At 53.3% G+C, this 18,986-nt stretch carries 16 protein-coding genes; 10 read left to right on the plus strand and 6 right to left on the minus strand.

What is annotated here, in order from left to right; genetic code table 11:
- Nucleotides 1–202: 202 nt before the first annotated feature.
- The 4 genes from C9I92_RS23830 (at nt 203) to C9I92_RS23850 (ending at nt 5,114) form a co-directional block, all read left to right on the plus strand.
- Nucleotides 203–1,252: a DUF3549 family protein gene (locus C9I92_RS23830; RefSeq protein ID WP_084712415.1), complete on the plus strand. Its 1,050-nt coding sequence runs from the start codon at nt 203–205 to the stop codon at nt 1,250–1,252.
- Nucleotides 1,253–1,405: 153 nt separating this feature from the next.
- Nucleotides 1,406–1,708: a DUF3301 domain-containing protein gene (locus C9I92_RS23835; RefSeq protein WP_047883189.1), complete on the plus strand. Its 303-nt coding sequence runs from the start codon at nt 1,406–1,408 to the stop codon at nt 1,706–1,708.
- Between the two features lie 2,644 nt (nt 1,709–4,352).
- Nucleotides 4,353–4,583: a DUF2789 domain-containing protein gene (locus tag C9I92_RS23845; protein WP_047883191.1), complete on the plus strand. Its 231-nt coding sequence runs from the start codon at nt 4,353–4,355 to the stop codon at nt 4,581–4,583.
- Between the two features lie 255 nt (nt 4,584–4,838).
- Nucleotides 4,839–5,114, plus strand: a complete 276-nt coding sequence (locus tag C9I92_RS23850) for a hypothetical protein (RefSeq protein WP_047883192.1) — start codon at nt 4,839–4,841, stop codon at nt 5,112–5,114.
- 37 nt (nt 5,115–5,151) lie between these two features.
- Here the strand turns inward: C9I92_RS23850 and C9I92_RS23855 are convergent, their stop codons facing one another.
- Both C9I92_RS23855 and syd read right to left on the minus strand, forming a co-directional pair.
- Nucleotides 5,152–5,928, minus strand: a complete 777-nt coding sequence (locus tag C9I92_RS23855; RefSeq protein WP_047883193.1) for a Zn-ribbon-containing protein — start codon at nt 5,926–5,928, stop codon at nt 5,152–5,154.
- A gap of 3 nt (nt 5,929–5,931) precedes the next feature.
- A complete protein-coding gene (gene syd, locus C9I92_RS23860) occupies nt 5,932–6,498 on the minus strand; it encodes a SecY-interacting protein (RefSeq protein ID WP_047883194.1) in 567 nt (188 codons plus the stop codon).
- A gap of 63 nt (nt 6,499–6,561) precedes the next feature.
- Here syd and queF point away from each other — a divergent pair, with 63 nt between their 5' ends.
- From queF to xni, 5 genes are all read left to right on the plus strand, one after another.
- Entirely contained in the window at nt 6,562–7,407 is an 846-nt protein-coding gene (queF, locus tag C9I92_RS23865) for an NADPH-dependent 7-cyano-7-deazaguanine reductase QueF (protein ID WP_047883195.1), read from the plus strand.
- Between the two features lie 103 nt (nt 7,408–7,510).
- Nucleotides 7,511–9,790, plus strand: coding sequence for a tetratricopeptide repeat-containing diguanylate cyclase (locus C9I92_RS23870; protein ID WP_047883196.1), 2,280 nt, complete (start codon nt 7,511–7,513; stop codon nt 9,788–9,790).
- Between the two features lie 73 nt (nt 9,791–9,863).
- Nucleotides 9,864–11,483 (plus strand): sensor domain-containing diguanylate cyclase, encoded by a 1,620-nt coding sequence (locus C9I92_RS23875; RefSeq protein WP_242551848.1) that lies wholly within the window; start codon nt 9,864–9,866, stop codon nt 11,481–11,483.
- A gap of 252 nt (nt 11,484–11,735) precedes the next feature.
- Complete coding sequence (gene ppnN, locus C9I92_RS23880; RefSeq protein WP_047883197.1) at nt 11,736–13,112, plus strand: nucleotide 5'-monophosphate nucleosidase PpnN; 1,377 nt, start codon at nt 11,736–11,738, stop codon at nt 13,110–13,112.
- Between the two features lie 136 nt (nt 13,113–13,248).
- Nucleotides 13,249–14,043 (plus strand): flap endonuclease Xni, encoded by a 795-nt coding sequence (gene xni / locus C9I92_RS23885; protein WP_047883198.1) that lies wholly within the window; start codon nt 13,249–13,251, stop codon nt 14,041–14,043.
- A gap of 191 nt (nt 14,044–14,234) precedes the next feature.
- On the opposite strand, the gene rlmM is transcribed toward xni, so the two are convergent.
- The 4 genes from rlmM to C9I92_RS23905 form a co-directional block, all read right to left on the minus strand.
- Nucleotides 14,235–15,317 carry a 23S rRNA (cytidine(2498)-2'-O)-methyltransferase RlmM gene (gene rlmM / locus C9I92_RS23890; RefSeq protein WP_047883199.1) on the minus strand — a complete coding sequence of 361 codons (1,083 nt, stop codon included), beginning with the start codon at nt 15,315–15,317 and terminating at the stop codon, nt 14,235–14,237.
- 9 nt (nt 15,318–15,326) lie between these two features.
- Nucleotides 15,327–15,710 (minus strand): DUF423 domain-containing protein, encoded by a 384-nt coding sequence (locus tag C9I92_RS23895; RefSeq protein ID WP_047883200.1) that lies wholly within the window; start codon nt 15,708–15,710, stop codon nt 15,327–15,329.
- The gene (locus C9I92_RS23900) at nt 15,711–16,385 is read right to left on the minus strand and encodes an alpha/beta family hydrolase (RefSeq protein ID WP_047883201.1); all 675 of its coding nucleotides are present in this window, start codon (nt 16,383–16,385) and stop codon (nt 15,711–15,713) included. It abuts the gene before it with no gap.
- 66 nt (nt 16,386–16,451) lie between these two features.
- The gene (locus C9I92_RS23905; RefSeq protein ID WP_047883202.1) at nt 16,452–17,372 is read right to left on the minus strand and encodes a transcriptional regulator GcvA; all 921 of its coding nucleotides are present in this window, start codon (nt 17,370–17,372) and stop codon (nt 16,452–16,454) included.
- Nucleotides 17,373–17,760: 388 nt separating this feature from the next.
- Here C9I92_RS23905 and csdA point away from each other — a divergent pair, with 388 nt between their 5' ends.
- Complete coding sequence (csdA, locus tag C9I92_RS23910) at nt 17,761–18,981, plus strand: cysteine desulfurase CsdA (RefSeq protein ID WP_047883203.1); 1,221 nt, start codon at nt 17,761–17,763, stop codon at nt 18,979–18,981.
- Nucleotides 18,982–18,986 lie beyond the last annotated feature (5 nt).

Here is an 18,986-nt window from a genome sequence, read left to right on the forward strand (position 1 = left end):
TCTCTGATACCAAGCCCGATCAGGCCCGGCCAATAAGTCTGGCGGCGAAGGATACCATCTTGCCCAAGGACACCCAAGTGTGACATGGCCCCAGTCAGGGAAGCAGGAAATGAAGACGGCAACCGCTTCAGACTGTCGCCCCGCCCATCGCCGAGCGTGGTGAACGTGCTATACTCCCGCTTCTGATTGAGGAGCACAGAACCTGACCATGGATAAATTTCATCACCTTACCCAACTGTTAGATAACGCCGGTTGCCAGTATAAAATTTTCGACCTCGGCCGCCGTGTGTGTGAAATCGACATTGAACACTTCAAGGCTGTTGAGGAAAACCGTCAGCCGTATCCATGGCCGCTGAAACAGCACGCCCACCTTTCTATTTCCTTCTGGCAGCCAGGGAACCCACCCTGGATCTGGTTCCTTCGTCTGCCACTGGATGAGCGTGGCCTGCTCAAGCAAGCAGCGGTCGGTGACTTTATCAAGTACGTGATTGAAGCCATGGGGGCGACACTGAACACGACCCCAACCGAAGAAGAGCAGGAAAAGCTGGCGGCAAACCCGTACACCTTCAAACCTAACGACGACAAGATGGCGATCTTCCACGCCCAGTTACGTGAACTCCTGCATCTTCCTGCCAGTCACTATTATGAGCACGCCCAGCACTACCTGACCGGCGATTTAGGCTGGGATAAATGGCAGGGCGTAGGCCTGCAGGGACTGGCCGATGTTTGTGCCCGGATGAAGCAGGAAAACAACGCCACTCAGCTGCGTAAGGCAGTCAACAACCTGCCGCTGACTCCGCTCTACGCCCTGCTGGGTTGCCTTGAGCACTGCACTCTGCCGGAAGCCCTGGCGACACGCCTGAAAGAGCGCCTCGATGAAGAAGCCGCTGTCGACACCCCGGATTTGTTCCTGATTTCAGCCTTGATCCGGGCATTGTCCGGTGCCGATACCGCAACCCTGAGTCAGGCATTGCGTGATCTGCTGGCGCAGTCAGCATTGAGCCATCCGGAAATCCTGGTGGCAATTGCTGGTCGCTGCTGGCAAGGACTGACGGACAGTGAACTGGCTGGGCTGTTCCTGCTGCGTCTGGCCGAAACCGAAGATCAGACGTTGTTTAATCAGCTCTTTGCCGATTTGGTGATGCTACCGAACCTACGCGGAATCATGCTGCAACTGCTGCACAGTCCGGCAAATACGGCGCTGATTGAAGCCATCACCAAACTGCAGCAACACGCCCGGGGAGAAGACTGAATCGCCAGACGGTTCTCCTCTTTTAGCCTACCCGTGAGAGCGGCTTGCCGACACCACGGTGCAGTTTGCCGGCCTGACACATCACGTCGTCAGGCTGGCGAAAATACACATAGATGGACAGGCAACATCAAGGATGTCGACAGGAAATAAAACATGGATAATTTATTGGGAATACTGCTGCTGGCCGTGGCGGGCTTTCTGTTCTGGCAACAACGTCGTCAGGCTGAGCTGGCTCAGACTTTCATTCACCAACGCTGTGAACATTTAGGTCTGCAGTTACTGACCGTTGCCAGTGGCAGCCACAAGTTGCGCGATTCTCAGGGGCTATGGCACTGGCACACCGTTTATTTATTCGAATTCTCAGCCAGCGGAGAAGATGCCTATCAGGGCTATGTGGTCATGAAAGGGTTCCGACCGGTGCAGTTTCATGTTCCGCCGCACCGAATGCCCGGCTAACGCTCCCATCGCTCCTTCACCGCCACATAAACTCCTGATACACAAGCGCCACAAACGTCAATGGCGTGCGGCGCTTGTCAGCATGCCCCACCATGGCAACGCGAAAATCACGCCACATATGTTTGAGCATGAGATTCAGTATGGGCTGAGGCGTCGCCGACGCTTTCACCTCAATCATTTACCAGATAGCAGGCAGTTCTGACTGTGACATTGTTTTGTGGCTGGTTTGGCTGGTTTGGCTGGTTTGTGAGAAAAGGTAGCACACCGAAAAGTGCAAGTACCGTAAGCAGGCAAGCAAACTTTTACGGTGCCCAAAAAAGAACGGGCGCAACTTGCGTTGCGCCCTTAGGTCTTACTTGCAGCATTCCCGCTACGAAAGTGCTCCCTGCATCATTCCTTTGACTGCTGTATCCGTCAGCATTGTCCTTTTGACTTCATCCTGAAGTTGTCCTGTGGCCTTCCTGACCCGTCAGTTCATCCTGTCCTGACTCTCAACATCCATCCTGGAGGGGTCCATACCTTCTTCCTGAAGGGGTCCTTTTCGTCATCCTGACCAGCAAACATCCTGTTTACTGTCTTGCCGTTCCTCGGCATTCCCTTCACAGTCCCTGTTCGATATACCTTCCTGGCACACCGGTCTCATCCTGAGACTGCCCAAATCCTTGGCTATGTTCCTATTCCGTTCCGTCAGTTCCTTCCGACACCCTAAGAATACGATTTCCCCATCGGATTGGGAGCATACTCGGACAGAAATTTTCGTCTCAATGCATGAAATTTGCACCAAACAAAAGCAAAAACACTTTAAATTCAACACTTTAAACTAAAGACCTAGGCTAATGGCCAGGTTAAAAACGCGTAATATCTTACAGGTTTGTAAGAGATCTCTCACAAAGGCCCGGGGTGAATCGGAGGTGGAGTGCCAAGGCTAGCGATAAGCAGATGAAATATAAAGGAAGGGGAAATTAGCTCGGGTGTTTTTACCCCCAAATAAAGAACGGGCGCAACTTACGTTGCGCCCTTAGGTCTTACATGCAGCATCCGGCTACTTGATGGCTCCCTGCTGTCATCCTTGTTATACAATATCCCTATTGCAGCAATCCCTAAGTCCCGTCCTGGACTGTCCTTCGGTGGTTCCCTGACCTGTCAGTTCATCCTGAACTCACGCTCTCAATCCGTCCTGGAGGTGTCCTTTCCCTTCATCCTGAAGGAGTTCCTGATAACTCATCCTGAGAGGTCCGACTCCGTCCCGGAGCACTTCCTTAGCCCGATTCCTTCGGGGTCCCTGTCTCTTCCTGAAACTGTCCTTTGTCATCCTGACCAGCAGACATCCTGCCTGCTTTAAGGTTTCCTTACCCTGTCCAACCTTCCTGGGTAGCTGACCTCCAGTCAACTACACCTCATCCTGAGATTTCGGCGTCCTACCGATTTTCTGAATTCCTGCGTCGTGTCCCTGTCGACAAGGCCCATATTACGCCGATTCCAAACCGGAACAAGATAACGTGATTCCGTTCGCTGACGCTGTTTGGCTCTTCAAAACACCATTAAAACGCAAGACTCTGTAAATTAAGGAAAAGATAAATTATGCATCGCATTTCACTGCGTTATAAACGGATTTAGTCTTACACGCTTGTAAGCGATCTCTCACAAAGCATCGGGAAAAAACAGTAATCGATTTCAGCCCCGTAAATACAAGGCAAAACAGAAAGTTAGAATATTGCTGATTAATCAATGCGAGAATGTAACTGAATATTCCGAAAACCTGAATATTCCGAAAACGATGGCAAGAGCCGCGTTCTGGGAAACGGATTGAAGAGACTGACACAGAGAAAAAGTGAAGAAGAAAACGGGGGACTCGTATCAGGTATAAACGCCACGCAATTTGTGCCCGAAAGGCAGATTTGGCGAGTAAGAAGTAACCTTGCCTACAGGTTCAGGGGCCAGAAAAAAGAACGGGCGCAACTTGCGTTGCGCCCTTAGGTCTTACTTGCAGCATTCCCGCTACTAAGGTGCTCCCTGCATCATTCCTTTGACTGCTGTATCCGTCAGCATTGTCCTTTTGACTTCATCCTGAAGTTGTCCTGTGGCCTTCCTGACCCGTCAGTTCATCCTGTCCTGACTCTCAACATCCATCCTGGAGGGGTCCATACCTTCTTCCTGAAGGGGTCCTTTTCGTCGTCCTGACCAGCAAACATCCTGTTTACTGTTTTGCCGTTCCTCGGCATTCCCTTCACAGTCCCTGTTCGATATACCTTCCTGGCACACCGGCCTCATCCTGAGACTACCCAAATCCTTGGCTATGTTCCTGTTCCGTTCCGTCAGTTCCTTCCGACACCAGTAAGATTACGTTTTTCACTGGCCAAAACCAGTGATCGATGACTCACTTTTTTACATCGATATATCGCACCATCAGAATGAGACAGGTTAAAACAATAAAAATCAAATACTTAACTTCATTTAAAGGGAGATTTACCTGCGATTTTAACCATATTTCCCACACGCTTGTGAGAGATCTCTTACAAAGTGAATCGACAAAATGGAAATCGATGTCTCCTGACCTCACCCAAAATCAATTTTCTCTATACTTAGTGGATGACGCCTTTCAACCATTCTTTGCGCCCGTCGCATTTTTGCCATGGAGTATACAATGGAAACGTTTGAACATAACCTCGCTTCGCTTTTCAGCCAGTTAGGGCTGAATAATTCTAAAGAATACATCGATAACTTTCTCGAGGAGCACTGTCTGGAGCAGCATGAACAATTAACGGAGGCCCGGTTCTGGGAGCCGTCGCAACAAAAATTCCTGCGCGAATCCTATGAACAGGATGCCGACTGGTGTGAAGTCATCGACCAGCTTGATGCCATGCTGCGCAAATAGCCCTGAACTAAAAGGCATTGGCGGGGGGGTTCGCCTATGTGGAGTGTTTACCGCCAATTGCCTCACTCAGAACTGAAATCGCTGAACAGCCCCTTATCAAAAAGACCTTCTCTCTGGATAACGCCTTCCGGAATGAAGCTGGGCAGCTGACACGAAATCAGCGACAATAGCCGCTAACACGGTCCAAGCCAGCACAGAGCATCACCGTACTGAACAATACACTACAGAGCTAAGGCTACACAGAAAGGATACACAATGTCAGAGAACATCACGCAGACGCTGACAAACGTCATTGATAGCCTGATTCAGGAAGGGAAAGAGCCCTCGGTCGCATTGATCAAAGCCCGGCTGGCAGACCCACTGCCCATGCCATTGATCATCAAGGCCCTGCAAAGCTGGAAAACCAGCGCGCGGGTGCCGAAAATTGAAAAGCTCGCGGCACCGCAAAGTGCTGATGCTCGCATCAGCCAACTGGAACAACAAGTGGCTGAACTGACAGCCCGACTGGAAAAACTGGAAAAGCGCGGTTAACCGCGCTTTTCTTTTGGCTTCTTTTGCCCGAACGGCGCTACTGAAAATCCCACGACAGATTTGAAACAATCCGGCAGTCATCACATTTAAACAGGAAGATACCATGCAGTGGCTCAGCCTGACGCCATTCGCCATCGCATTTCGGACACCGGCGGCTCAGCTCGCTTTCGAGGCTGACTCCTCCCACCCGGTACTGATAGTAATAGGTCGGGATCTTTGTCATGAATTCAATACGCCCGCGAATATCCCAGCCGCGCCGGAACAGATCGCTGTCAGCATCACGAATCTCATGCAAGGCCGCATGCTCCGCTTTACACCCGCCGGCCATTTGCAGTTCATCACAGGCCTGCCATTCGGTCTGCCATTTCACCACGGCTTTATGGTCACCGTTGAGCGTGGCGTCCGGTAGCCGGTACAGCGGGATCGGCATCAGTGTCTCGCCACAGCGCAGTGGCGAACAGGTATGAACATATGTGGTGTAAATCACCTGCCATGACGGCGTGAAATTCTCTGCAGCAGCTTCGGAATTGAGATCGCGCCCCAGCAATTTCACTTTCGGGGCCAGCAAACTGGCCTGACTGAGGCGGTTCAGGCTGGCTTTGACCTGCGGACTGTGGAAATTCGAATGCATACTGTCCTGCTCCGGACACACGGCGCGCACTTTAAAAATGCCGTCATCCATCACAATCGGAAACTCCCGCCCCAATACCTGACCATTGTAGCGCAGGGCATCCATCAGGCCATTGATAGCCATATCGACCGCAGACACGGTCGTGTTATCGAAACATTCAAACTGCAGCTCTACTACGTACATCGATCAACCTGCCTTTACTACCGGCTCAAGTGCACGCAAAAAACTGGTTAAGTCAGAGGCCAGCACTTCGCGTTCATCTTTGCCCAAGGTTTCGACTACCACTTCCCCGGTCAGGTTACACACCGAAATCACCTGATTTTCGGCCTCCATCGCCCCAATAAAAACCGTCGGCTTCAATTTTAGGCGACGCTGTGTCACCAGATGCCCCAAAATATTTTCCTGAAGGCGCAGTACATCGTCGTCATTAAAGGCCTGCAGCAAATCAAACTCGACCGGGCCACCGACCGCCGAAAAACGGGCAGCCATGTCTCCGCTGAATTGCGCGCCGTAAAATGCAACAATGTCTTCGTGCAGACGCAATTCGATACCTTTTTCGACCGCGGCCAAATCACCTACAGGCTGACGCGCGACCGGTTGCCAGGATACTTCATAGCCGTCATCAGCCCGCGTACACGGTGAAGCGAGCCCGACCAGATCCTCGCTCCGGGGAAAACCTTGATCGGCGTCACACCATGCTTGTAAAAACCGGGAAGAAAACTCAGATAACGCCTCCGCAACCGGATGATTCATTCGCAACCTCTCAAAAGATTCAGTAAACTTTGGCTATTCTAATCCAAGTGTGTCCAGGACAGTATGAGCAAATATCAAGACGCAAAAGAATTAGCCGGTTTGACCCTAGGTAAAACGACGGAATATAAAGATCAGTATGACCCAAGCCTGTTGCAACCGGTACCGCGTAGCCTGAACCGTGATGACCTGGCCCTTGGCGACAGCCTGCCGTTTACCGGCTACGATATCTGGACGCTTTACGAGCTGTCCTGGCTGAACAGCAAAGGGCTGCCACAAGTCGCTATCGGTGAAGTTCGCCTGCCGGCCTCCAGCCCGAATCTGATTGAATCCAAATCTTTCAAGCTGTATCTGAACAGCTTTAACCAGACGCGCTTCGAGAGCTGGCAGCGAGTGGCAGATCAGCTTCAGCAAGACCTGAGCAACTGTGCCGGGGCTGATGTTGATGTCACCATTCAGCCACTGACTGATTTTGATGATCAGCAAATCGTCAACTTCAGCGGCCAGTGCATCGATGAGCAGGATATCGAAATCGACAGCTTCGACTTTAACCCGGCGTATCTGGAAGGAGCAGCCGAGGGCGAAATCGTGACAGAAGAGCTGCACAGCCACCTGCTGAAGTCCAACTGCCTGATCACCAGCCAGCCGGACTGGGGCAGCGTGCGTATTTCTTACAAAGGTAAGCAAATCAACCGTGAAAAGCTGCTGCGCTACATTGTGTCCTTCCGTAACCACAATGAATTCCACGAGCAGTGCGTTGAGCGCATCTTCACCGACATCATGAAATACTGCCAGCCAGAGCTGCTGACGGTTTATGCTCGCTACACCCGCCGTGGTGGACTGGATATCAATCCATATCGCACCAACATGGGCAAAACCCCAAGCGACAACTTCCGCATGGCTCGCCAATAAGCGGTGAGATCGGCGATAAGTCCGGCAAACTCGAAGAGTTTGCTGGACTTGCTATGCTAAGCCATTAATATGGAGTGAACTGTTTCACTGGGTTTCTGAAAGTATGTTTCCTCGCCGTTGGCTGATTCCTTACCTGTTTCTCTGCGTCACATCTCTGGGTGCACAGGCCAAAATCTTCACTACGCCATTACTGGCGGAGGCCAACGATTTGCTGCCGCTGAGCCCGGAGCAATCCCTTGAGATCACCGACCGCTATCTTGCCCAGCGCCGTCTCAGTACGCCCAAAGAAACCTCGCGCGTACACATCAATGATGAAACCGATCACACGATTCGCACCCCGCTGAGTACCGTCAATGCCCTGCAAATCAAAGCGCAGGCCTACTCCCTGCTCAACCAGATCGATGCGGCGATGCAAACCATCAAAGCCGCGGAAGCGCTGGCCAACGAGCACGCCCTGACGTTCAGCAGCCTGGAAAGCCAGCTGATCCACGCCCGAATTTTCTGGGAAAACCTGAAAAACAGTACTCTGGCGCTCAAGACACTCGACGCCATTGATCAACAGCTGACAGATAGCCGCCACCTGATGATGGACAGCCAGATCAAACGGCTGCAGTACGACTCGCTGATGCAGCGCGCGGTGATCGAATCTCACACCGGACTGGAAACCGAAGCCGAAAAGCGCTTTTTGAAAGCCAAACGCTTTCTGACCGAGCTGGATGATAAACCCGAGCAGATCCACTACCAGCTGGTCGTCGGCAGACACTACCTTGAGCATGACCATTACGAGCTGGCGCTGGATCGCCTGCTGAGCGGTTACTGGCTGGCTGTGGAGCTCGACGACAAACCGCAGATCGCGATGGCGAACTACGAACTGGCCACCCTGTTTGAACAACGTAAGGTGTTCGACAAAGCGCTCGAACACGCAACTCAGGCCGGAGACTTCTTTGAACACTACCAGCGTACCCTGCCGTTGGCACAAACCCTGGGGCTGATTGCCGACATCTACGAGCAGCAAGGGCGCTACAATCTGGCGCTGGTGCACTATTTCAACGCACTGGATCAGGAAAACCAGCTCAAGCATGAAGTGCGCTCGGCGCAGCTGCGCCTGAGTATCGCTCGGGTTTACCTGCAGTTGTACAACTACCCGAAGGCAGAGCAATACCTGCACCATGCCCGTCTGATGGCGACCCAAAGCGGCAACGACAGCATCCTGACTGATGCCCAGCTGCTGCAGGGGCGGCTGGAGCTGGCCGAAGGCAAAACAGACAATGCCATTTCCACCCTGCAAAACGGCCTGATCGCCGCCAGCCGTCTGGGCAACCGTGAGCTGCAAATGGAAGGCGAACAGCTGTTGTCACAGGCCTTTGAACAGAAAAAAGACTACTACAATGCCCTGCTCAGCCAGCGCCGCTACGAACAGCTGTTCAGCACCAAGCAGCTGGCTCAGGTTGAAAGCAACGTGGAAGTCTTCAAGCAGCAGCAACGCATGCTTGAGCGGGCGCTGCACCTCGAAGAGCTGGAACGCCAGAAGTTTGATAGTGAGAAAGCCCTGTACAAACAACAGAAAGTGACCGTGTTTCTGCTGTCAGTGCTGGCTATTACCATCATTATCCTGCTGCGCCGTCACCGCACGGCGAAACTGCTGACCTCACGGCTGATGCGGCTGCGTACCGAGTTTTACACCCATCCCCGCAGCGGGCTGCGGAATCTGCGGATGTTAACCGTTAAGCTGCCGAATTCGCTGCAGCAAAGCAGTGCCAACTTCGAACAGTGGCACTTGGGGGAAATCATCAGCGAACCGCTGAGTGACCGCCTGCGCTTTGCCCTGTTTGAGGTGCCTTTCCTCAAGCATATCTACCTCAAGCACGGCTACCAACAGGGACTGGAGCTGGAACGTCAGTTCGGCGAATACCTTAAAAAACAGGTGTGTGAACCTGCCAGGCTGTACCACTTCTCCGATGCCATGTTCCTCTACATCGAGCCCAATTCACGCCTGGACTCAGCACCGGAGCAACTGGCCAATTCCCTGCAAGAACTGGTTGACCGGTTTGTCGAGCAACGACACATTGATAACCGGGTACGCATCGGTATGGCGGAGTACCCGTTCCTGCCCCGCGCCTACACCGCAATCAACGATCATGAGCTGCTGGATATCCTGCTGATGGCCACCAATGCCGCGCGCGAACTGAGCAAACTGGAGTCCGGCAGCCAGTGGGTTCACCTCAGTGCCATCAACGCCGCACCGGCCGCCAGTTTTGCCAGCGATAATATTCGCCGGGCGTGCATCCAAGGTATTGATAATGGGCTGGTAAAAGTGCAATCTTCATCCCGGCACGAAATATGCTGGAATGATGATCACGTTTCTGACAAAAATGTCAGTTAAGGGTGTGAATTTTCCAGCGCAATGGCCGATAAATCATGGCAGTGAAAAGTGGATTTGCTAGCATGATACTTGCTTGACCACAATTAACCCCATGATAAGCAATGAGTTTGACATTGAGTACAATGTGACGACCACCGTGACTGATTTGAATGCCGTAGCTTCTGAAGTGAGTAAATTAAAGCTACGTTTAGACCAAGCTCAACTCTCCTACCGGGATGCTGCTTTAAAATCACGCCGGGAAATTGTCATATTAAAACGTTTGATCAGCCGCCTCTCCGCCGCCTGTCGCGGGCTGGATCACGAGCTGGATCAGAAGCTCATCGCGCTGCGTCAGGAACTCGAGCAAAATCAGGACATCAGCAAAATTTTACCGCGCCTGGCCGTGGTTGAGCGTCTGGTTTCCCGCCTGGCCAATTTTGCCGAGCGCGAAAACCAGGATCTCAGCCGCCATATCAGTCGCAGCAGTGAAGTTCTGCATCAGATGCACAGCCTGCCGGCCCAGCTCAAACGGGAACTGACCCAGGCGCTGTCGCAACCGGGAGAATCCCTTAGCCAGACCCACCAGCAAGTCTATCGCCTGCTGGCGTTTTATGAACGCGCCGTTAAGCTGCTGTCAACTCAGGAGTCAGATGCCAGCCAGACGGCGGTGGATTTGGATGTTCAGCTCAAACTCACGCATGACCTTCAGCATCTGATCACTGAACTGGACTTCGACGGTGAAACCGGTGACAAGCTACAAACCATCCGCAATCGTCTGCTGACTGGCGTGACTCCATCTGCCCTGCTGGAAATTGTCTTGGATATCCTACGGCTAGTGCTTGATGGCACCCATCAGGAACGTCGTGCGTCGCAACAGTTCCTCGACAATGTTCACGGCGAGCTGGCCACCCTGCAAAAAACCACCCAGCAGAGCGCAGAGCAAAGCCAGACCATATACGAGCACCGCAGCGGCATGACCACGGAGCTGGCCGATCTCGCCCAACAGATCCGTACCGGCCTGAAAGAACGGCAGAGTCTGGACAGCTGGCGGCCGGAGCTGACGGCTATGACCAAGGAACTGCTGATTCTGGCGGAACGTAACCGGGCTCTGGAAAAACGGGAGCAGGCACTGCTAGAGCAACTGCACTACAACGAATCCAAGATCATCAGCCTGTACGAGCAAACCCAGGATTACCGGAAACGCCTGCAGGATCAGGAACAGCGCATGTTCCTGGATAACCTGACCCGGGTGTACAACCGGGCAGCTTTCCACGACCGGCTGAACCACGAATACCAGCGCTGGCTGCGCAATCAGCACCCGCTGTGCGTCGCGCTGGTCGACATTGATGAATTCAAGAAGATCAACACCTCCTTCGGCCATGCTGCCGGTGACAAGATCCTGAAAATCATCGCCCGCGCCATCCGCCAGCAACTGTCGCCGACGGATTTCATCGCCCGTTTTTCCGATGACGCTTTCATGCTGATCCTGCCGGAAACCGACGAAGAAACCCGCAATAAACGGTTGGGTTGCATACGTGAAGCGATCGTCAAGCTTCCCTTCCGCTTCCGGGACAAAAACGTCACCATCAGCGTATCAATTGGCGCGACGCTGTTTGAGGCCAATGATACGCCGCCGGATATTATCGAGCGGACAGAAAAAGCCCTAATCAGTGCCCGCAGTGCCGGAAATAACCGGATCTTGTGGATTGCCTGACATTTTTCTTCTGCTAAATCAGCATCCTGCTTGTCATTTCTGGCAAAATCGGGCAACACTGTGTATGGTTGTTTATATATCAGTCACTTAATTACCCCTGCACGTCAGGCACACAACACGACTGATCCCTTGGAAACAGAATGTCCGTACCCTCCGGTAAGCCATCTGCTTTCTTCCGGCAGTCTTCACCCTTTCTTCCTACAATGAATTAATTGTGATGACCGCCGCCTCATCATGACCAGGGAGGTAACCATGATCACACATATCAACCCAGTAGGTACCATGGACCTGCTGTCACAACACGAAGTCGACCTGCTGAAAGCGACCGCCTCCAGCGATATCTATCGCCTGTACCGTAACTGCTCGCTGGCCGTACTAAACTCCGGCAGCCACACCGATAACTCGAAAGAGCTGCTGGAAAAACATAAATCGTTTGATGTGAACGTCATGCGACGTGAGCGCGGCATCAAGCTCGAACTGACCAACCCGCCGGAACATGCATTTGTCGACGGGAAAATTATTCGCGGTATCCAGGAACATATGTTTTCGGTACTGCGTGACATCGTGTATGTGAACGTACACATCCAGCAACGACGCGATCTGAACCTGACCAGCTCACCGCACATTACGAACTTTGTGTTCAGCGTACTGCGGAACGCCAAAACCATTCGCTCAGGTGAAGACCCGAACATCGTTGTGTGCTGGGGCGGGCACTCCATCAACCCAGTGGAATATCAGTACACCCGGGAAGTCGGCAGTGAACTGGGGCTGCGCGAGCTGAATATCTGTACCGGCTGCGGCCCGGGTGCAATGGAAGGCCCGATGAAAGGCGCTGCCATCGGCCACGCCAAACAGCGCTACCGAAACAGCCGCTTTATCGGTCTGACCGAGCCGTCGATCATCGCCGCCGAGCCGCCAAACCCGATTGTGAACGAACTGGTGATCATGCCAGATATCGAGAAACGTCTGGAGGCCTTTGTCCGGCTCGGCCACGGGATCGTGATCTTCCCCGGCGGGGCGGGTACAGCGGAAGAGCTGCTCTACATCCTGGGGATCCTGATGGAACCGGCCAATGCGGATCAGCCTTTCCCGGTTGTACTGACCGGGCCGAAGGAAAGTGAGGCCTACTTCCGAACCCTGGACAGTTTCGTCCGTGACACGCTGGGCGAAGCCGCAACCAAGCACTACCAGATCATTATTGATGATCCGGCCAGGGTTGCCCGAGTAATGAAATCGGCTATGCCGATCATCAAAGAGCACCGTCTGGCCACCGGCGATGCCTACGGTTACAACTGGTCACTGGCCATTCCACCGGAATTCCAGCTGCCGTTTGAGCCGACCCATGAATCCATGGCCAGCCTGGATCTGCACATGAACCAACGTCCGGAGCATCTGGCCGCGAACCTGCGTCGGGCGTTCTCCGGTATCGTTGCTGGTAACGTCAAGGAAGAAGGGATCCGGGAAATTGAGCGCAAAGGCCGGTTCCAGATTAACGGTGACCTGTCACTGATGAAACGCATGGACAAATTGCTGAAACAATTTGTGGAGCAGCAACGGATGAAGCTGCCGGGCAGCCGTTATGAACCCTGCTATGACATCATCACCGCTGCCCCGCCGATTGCCAAATGATCGTCGGTAAGCCAGTGTCATCACCCGATTCCCCGTCCGTTTAACCGCTCGGGCGGCATTGCGGTTGAGACCACCCGCCATCCATGCGTACAATAAAGGGCCTGAAGGCCCTTTTTTCTATTCAAATGGTTAACGCATGTCGTCGATCCACCTTGTCGTTATTGATGCCCTCAACCTGATCCGTCGGGTTCACGCCGCCCAACCGGGCGAGCCGGATGTCCGGAATACTGCCAATGTCTGTTGTCAGGCACTGGGAAAAATCATCCAGATGAGCCAGCCGACTCACATTGTTGCCGTGTTTGATCACCACGGTGACGATCGGGGATGGCGGGCACAGTTGCTGCCGAACTACAAAGAAGGCCGTAAGCCCATGCCGGAAGAGCTGATGCACGGCATGGAGCTGATTCAGGATGCCTTCATGGCGATGGGCATTGATTCCCTACTGTCAGACGGGGACGAAGCGGACGATCTGGTCGCCACTCTGGCGCTGAAAGTGGCGTCTGGCGGTCATCAGGTAACCATTGTCTCGACCGATAAAGGCTATTGCCAGCTACTGCAGCCTACCTTGCGCATTCGGGATTACTTTCAGCAACGTTGGCTCGACAGCCCGTTTATTGAAAAAGAGTTCGGCGTAAAGCCCGAGCAACTGACCGATTACTGGGGACTGGCCGGGATCAGCTCCAGCAAAATTCCCGGCGTGCCGGGCATCGGGCCAAAAGCTGCGGTGGAACTGCTTACCCAGTATCCGAATCTGGAAGCCATTCTGGCTGCCGATAACCTGCCGACGAAATGGCAAAAAAAAATAGCGGCCCACGGTGAGCAGGCTCTGGCTTGTAAACAGGTGGCCAGTCTGAAAACAGACCTGCAGCTGGGTTTTAACCTGCAAGACATTCGCTTTCAGCCAGCTACCACGGCAGATGCAGAAACGTAAAAAAGGCGCTTAACAGGCTGACGCTGAAAACCACCTCTGCCTGGCTTTTCCCACGCACAAAAAAAACGCCATCACAATGATGGCGTTTTTTTCAGGTTCAGACTCAGCTCATAACATCACGTGTCCGACCCAACCGCCTGTTTGCAAGCGATTGGCCACAAGACACAATGCTGCCGTGACCAGCCGGGCCGTTAATACGGCGCGCGGTTATCAAGGCGCTGGATGTGCACCGTGATTTCTTCACGGTCATGATACAGGTGCTTGGCTTGCAGCTTGAATTTCACCCCGTTTTGGATCAGATACAGTTTCAGGTTTTCGATGTCCTGCAGTACCTCATCGTAGCGACCTTTCATTGGCAGCTTCAGGTTGAAAATCGTCTCTTTGGCCCAGGCTTTAATCAGCCAGTCACCCATCAGGTGCGCCACGCGAGCCGGTTTTTCCACCATATCACACACCAACCAAGTCACGTTCTTACGCGGTGGCTCAAACTTGAACCCGTCAGCTTCGTGGTGTTTGACCTGCCCGGTATCCATCAGGCTCTGTGCCATCTGACCGTTATCCACCGCATGGACAAACATTGAGCGTTTCACCAGCTGGTAAGTCCAACCGCCCGGACAAGCGCCCAAGTCCACCCCCCACATGCCGGATGCCAGACGCTCATCCCACTCTTCACGCGGAATAAACACATGGAAGGCTTCTTCCAGCTTCAGCGTCGAACGGCTTGGCGCATCTGACGGGAACTTCAGGCGTGGGATGCCCATGAAGAACTGAGAGTTATTGTGCGAGTAGGAATACCCGACATAACAGCAGCCCGGAGCGATAAAGCACAAGTGCAGAACCGGTTTCTTGGGATTGTCCTTGGTATACAACACGCCCTGCTTACGCAGTGCCTGACGCAGCGGCACGGTAAACTTACGGCAGAACTTAAGCAGCTCTTTCGCTTCATTGGTATCTGGTGTTTCCACCCGCAGATCGCCACAACGCGGGAACGCTTCGACCTGCTCAAGGATCGGCGAAATACGATCATCCGATGGCAAAGCTTCAAGCAGAGGCATGACGGCTACCATCTGACGGGCAAAAATCAGCTCAGAAAAAGGCTGGCGCTGGATGAACGCATCCGCATCGCCCGGCTGATAAAACTCGAACAGAACAAAACCGGAGTTATTCTTTACCCGCGGAAAGCCAAACAGCTCCAATACATTGGCTTTATCCTGAACTTCACCGGCACATTCCTTCTCGAAACCGGGACGGCAGTACAACAGAACGTGATTCACATTCACCCCTTACGCTGATCGCCAGGCTGCCACAGCAAGCACCACCCAGCCAATTATAAAACAGACTCCTCCCATCGGCGTGATGGGCCCCAACCACTTCATTCCGGTCAGCGCCAGGCCATACAGGCTGCCACTGAACATCAGAATACCCGCGATAAAAAACAGGGCCGCGTATAATACCGCTTTTGAAGGAAGAATGCGTGCCAATATTACACACCCGATGACAGCCAGGCTGTGCCAGGCCTGATACTGTACGCCTGTCTTAAAAATATCGAGCAGATTCGGGTCCAGACGCGCTTTCAACCCGTGGGCCGCAAATGCCCCCAATGCCACAGCGACAGCACCGCTCAGCGCCGCCAGCACCAGGATCCAGCGACTGAATTGATTGTTCATTTATCCTCTCCCTGCAACACATTCCTTAATAAATTTTGCCAGCACACCCACCGCCTGTGCCAGATTACCGGCTTCAGTGTGACCCGATACCTTGCGCGGTTTAAAGCTGTGGTCGCCGTCCGGCAGAAAAGCGGTTTGGACACATTCGGCATACTGCCAGCCTTCCACTTCTTCGCGGGTACCAAAGGTATCGCGTTCTCCCTGCAAAATCAGAGTCGGGATCGCGATAGTCTGCAAGTGATCCCCCCGGAAGTTTTCCGGTTTCCCCGGCGGATGAAACGGAAAGCCCAGACACGCCACGCCGCTGACCAGCGCCTGGCAGTCACTCACATCCGGAGTCTCGGCGGCAATCTCAGTCACCATCAGGCTGGCCATACGCCCGCCCATCGACTTTCCACCAATCACCAGCGGACCATCCGTAGCGAAAGCCTGGATATGGCGCTGAAAATCCAGCAATAGCTTAGGCTGGCGATCCGGTGGCCGCTTCTTGCCGTCGTCACGCCGTTTCACCATGTAAGGAAAATCAAACCGGACGACCCGAATCCCGTGCAGGGTCAGGCCCTTGGCAATAGTCGTCATGAACGCATGATCCATCCCAGCTCCCGCGCCATGGGCAAACAGAAACGTCGCTTCATACTGCCCGTCGGCGGGCAAATCGATTAAATACTCTGACATAATACTTTCAGTTAACTGCGTTGAGCTTTATTTTTGGTTTTTGTGTCTTTGTGCTTGGTTTTTTGATTATTCAGCTTCCGCGACGTCCGGCAGGTCTTCCTGCTCGCGGGCCGCTTTCGCCAGTACCCAGTCACGGAAAATTTGGATCCGGCCGGTTTCCGCCTGACGCTCCTGACACACCAAGTAGAACGCATTCTTACTCATCAGCACTTCATCAAACGGGCAGACAAGACGCCCGGCTTCCAGCTCCGGCTGCGCCAGCACATTGTTACCCAGCGCAATCCCCTGACCATGGGCCGCCGCCTGTAACACCATCGTAGAGTGGCTGAAAATCGGCCCCTGATTCACATTGGTGCCGTGGATGCCGTGGTGACGAACAAAATTTTTCCACTCTTTGCGGGACGTATCGTGCAGCAGGGTATGGTATTTCAGGTCGTCAAGTGAACGCAGCGGCTTGGTTCCGTTGAGCAGCATCGGCGAACATACCGGCAGCAGAAACTCCTGATACAGCTTATCAGCACGCAAACCCGGCCAGTTGCCACGCCCGTAATAGATTGCCACATCCACATCTTCAGTCAGCGAACCTTCATCCAGATCTACCGCTTTAATCCTGACATCAATATCAGGATGTTGCTCATTGAAATCGGCCAGTCGAGGTACCAGCCACTGAATCGCAAAACTAGGAGGTAAACTAATGGTTAATGCGCCTTTTGCACCACGTTCCAAAACCTTGTCGGTCGCATCTGAAATGGCTGAAAAGATATCTTTGATGTCGAGGAAATAACTCTGACCTTCCTCGGTCAGTAGGAGTGAGCGGTTGCGACGACGGAATAATTTTAGCCCCAAAAACTCCTCGAGGGCTTTAATTTGGTGGCTTACCGCCGCTTGTGTGACAAATAACTCTTCCGCGGCGCGGGTAAAACTGAGATGGCGGGCAGCCGCTTCAAAGACTTTTAAGGAGTTGAGCGGTGGCAGACGTCTAGACATACTTTTCCTGCATTAGTTTTTTTTATGGGAAACATTATAAATTGTCCATTGTTCAAGTGCTACATAAACCATATGATTCACCCCGCAACGGTGAGGGAGGCCAAGTTTTTCGCCCTCAGGCACTTTGGCCTCAGCATAGTTGCGATGTTGTGTTTGCATATTATCCGGGTTGTTCCGGATGGGTAGTCAATCTACCGATTTTACTTCCTGTATTTTTGACCTGTCTGTCAAAATTCATTCTTGGCACTGCGCCCCAACGCAGTGCTTTTTTTTGATCCTCAGATCCGAATCACGACCCGTTATACTGTAAGCAACGGGAGAAACACTTGCTCTTACTGTGATTTAACCGCATGATCTCCCCCCTTGTCTAATTGCAATGTGACACACCATGACTGCCCAATTTGATATCAATGACATCCGTCAGCAGTTCCCGGCGCTTGCCCAGGAGTGTAACGGTCAGCCGCTGGTTTACCTCGACAGCGCGGCGACGGCCCAGAAACCCCACCTTGTTATCGAAACCATCCGGCAGTACTACAGTGGCCACAATGCCAATGTTCATCGCGGCAGTCATTCCCTGACCGCGGCTGCGACCGCCCAGTTTGAACAGGCCCGCGAAACGGTTCAGCAGTTTCTGCATGCCGCCAGCAGCAAAGAGATCATCTGGACCCGCGGCGCAACCGAGGCGCTGAACCTGATCGCGCAGACTTATGCCCGCAATACCCTGCAGCCGGGCGATGACATTCTGGTCAGCGAGCTGGAGCACCACGCCAATATCGTGCCGTGGCAAATTGTGGCCGAGCAAACCGGTGCCCGGGTGGTCAAAATTCCGATGCGCCCGGACTGTACCCTGGATCTTGAGGCCTACCACACGCTGCTGACCCCACGAACAAAAATAGTTGCGGTTGCCCATGTCACCAACGTGACCGGCACCCGAAATCCGATCGAGGCGATGATTACTGCGGCTCATGCGGTCGGGGCTGTGGTCGTGGTCGATGGCGCGCAGGCCGTGGTTCACGAAACCATTGATGTGCAGGCACTCAATGCTGACTTTTACGTCTTCTCCGGCCATAAAATGTTTGCTCCGGCCGGTATCGGCGTGCTGTACGGCAAGCAGGCCCTGCTGGAAGCCATGCCTCCCTGGCATGGCGGCGGCAAAATGGTCGAAAAAGTCACGTTTGAGGGTACGACCTTCTCCGCGTTGCCGGGCAAATTTGAAGCCGGTACCCCTAACGTAGCAGGCAGCCTGGCGCTGGCCGCAGCGATCAAGTGGCTGAATAACCTGGATCGCGACGCCGCCGAGCAGCATATTCAGGCTTTACGCCAGAAAGCACTCGATGGCATCAAGGATATAGAAGACCTGCGAATTATCGGCCTGCAACCACATGCCAGCCTGTTTTCGTTTGTGGTCGACGGCGTCCACCATCAGGATATCGCCACCCTCCTTGATCAGCAGGGCATCGCGCTGCGTGCTGGTCATCACTGCGCCCACCCGATGATGGATGCACTCGGACTGTCCGGAACACTGCGGGTGTCACTGGCGCTGTATAATACTGAAGAAGATGTAGAACGTTTTATTGCTGCGCTGCACAAAACGTGCAGCCTGCTGTAGGAGAA

This window comes from Photobacterium ganghwense (assembly GCF_003025595.1).
Classification (GTDB): Bacteria; Pseudomonadota; Gammaproteobacteria; order Enterobacterales; family Vibrionaceae; genus Photobacterium; species Photobacterium ganghwense.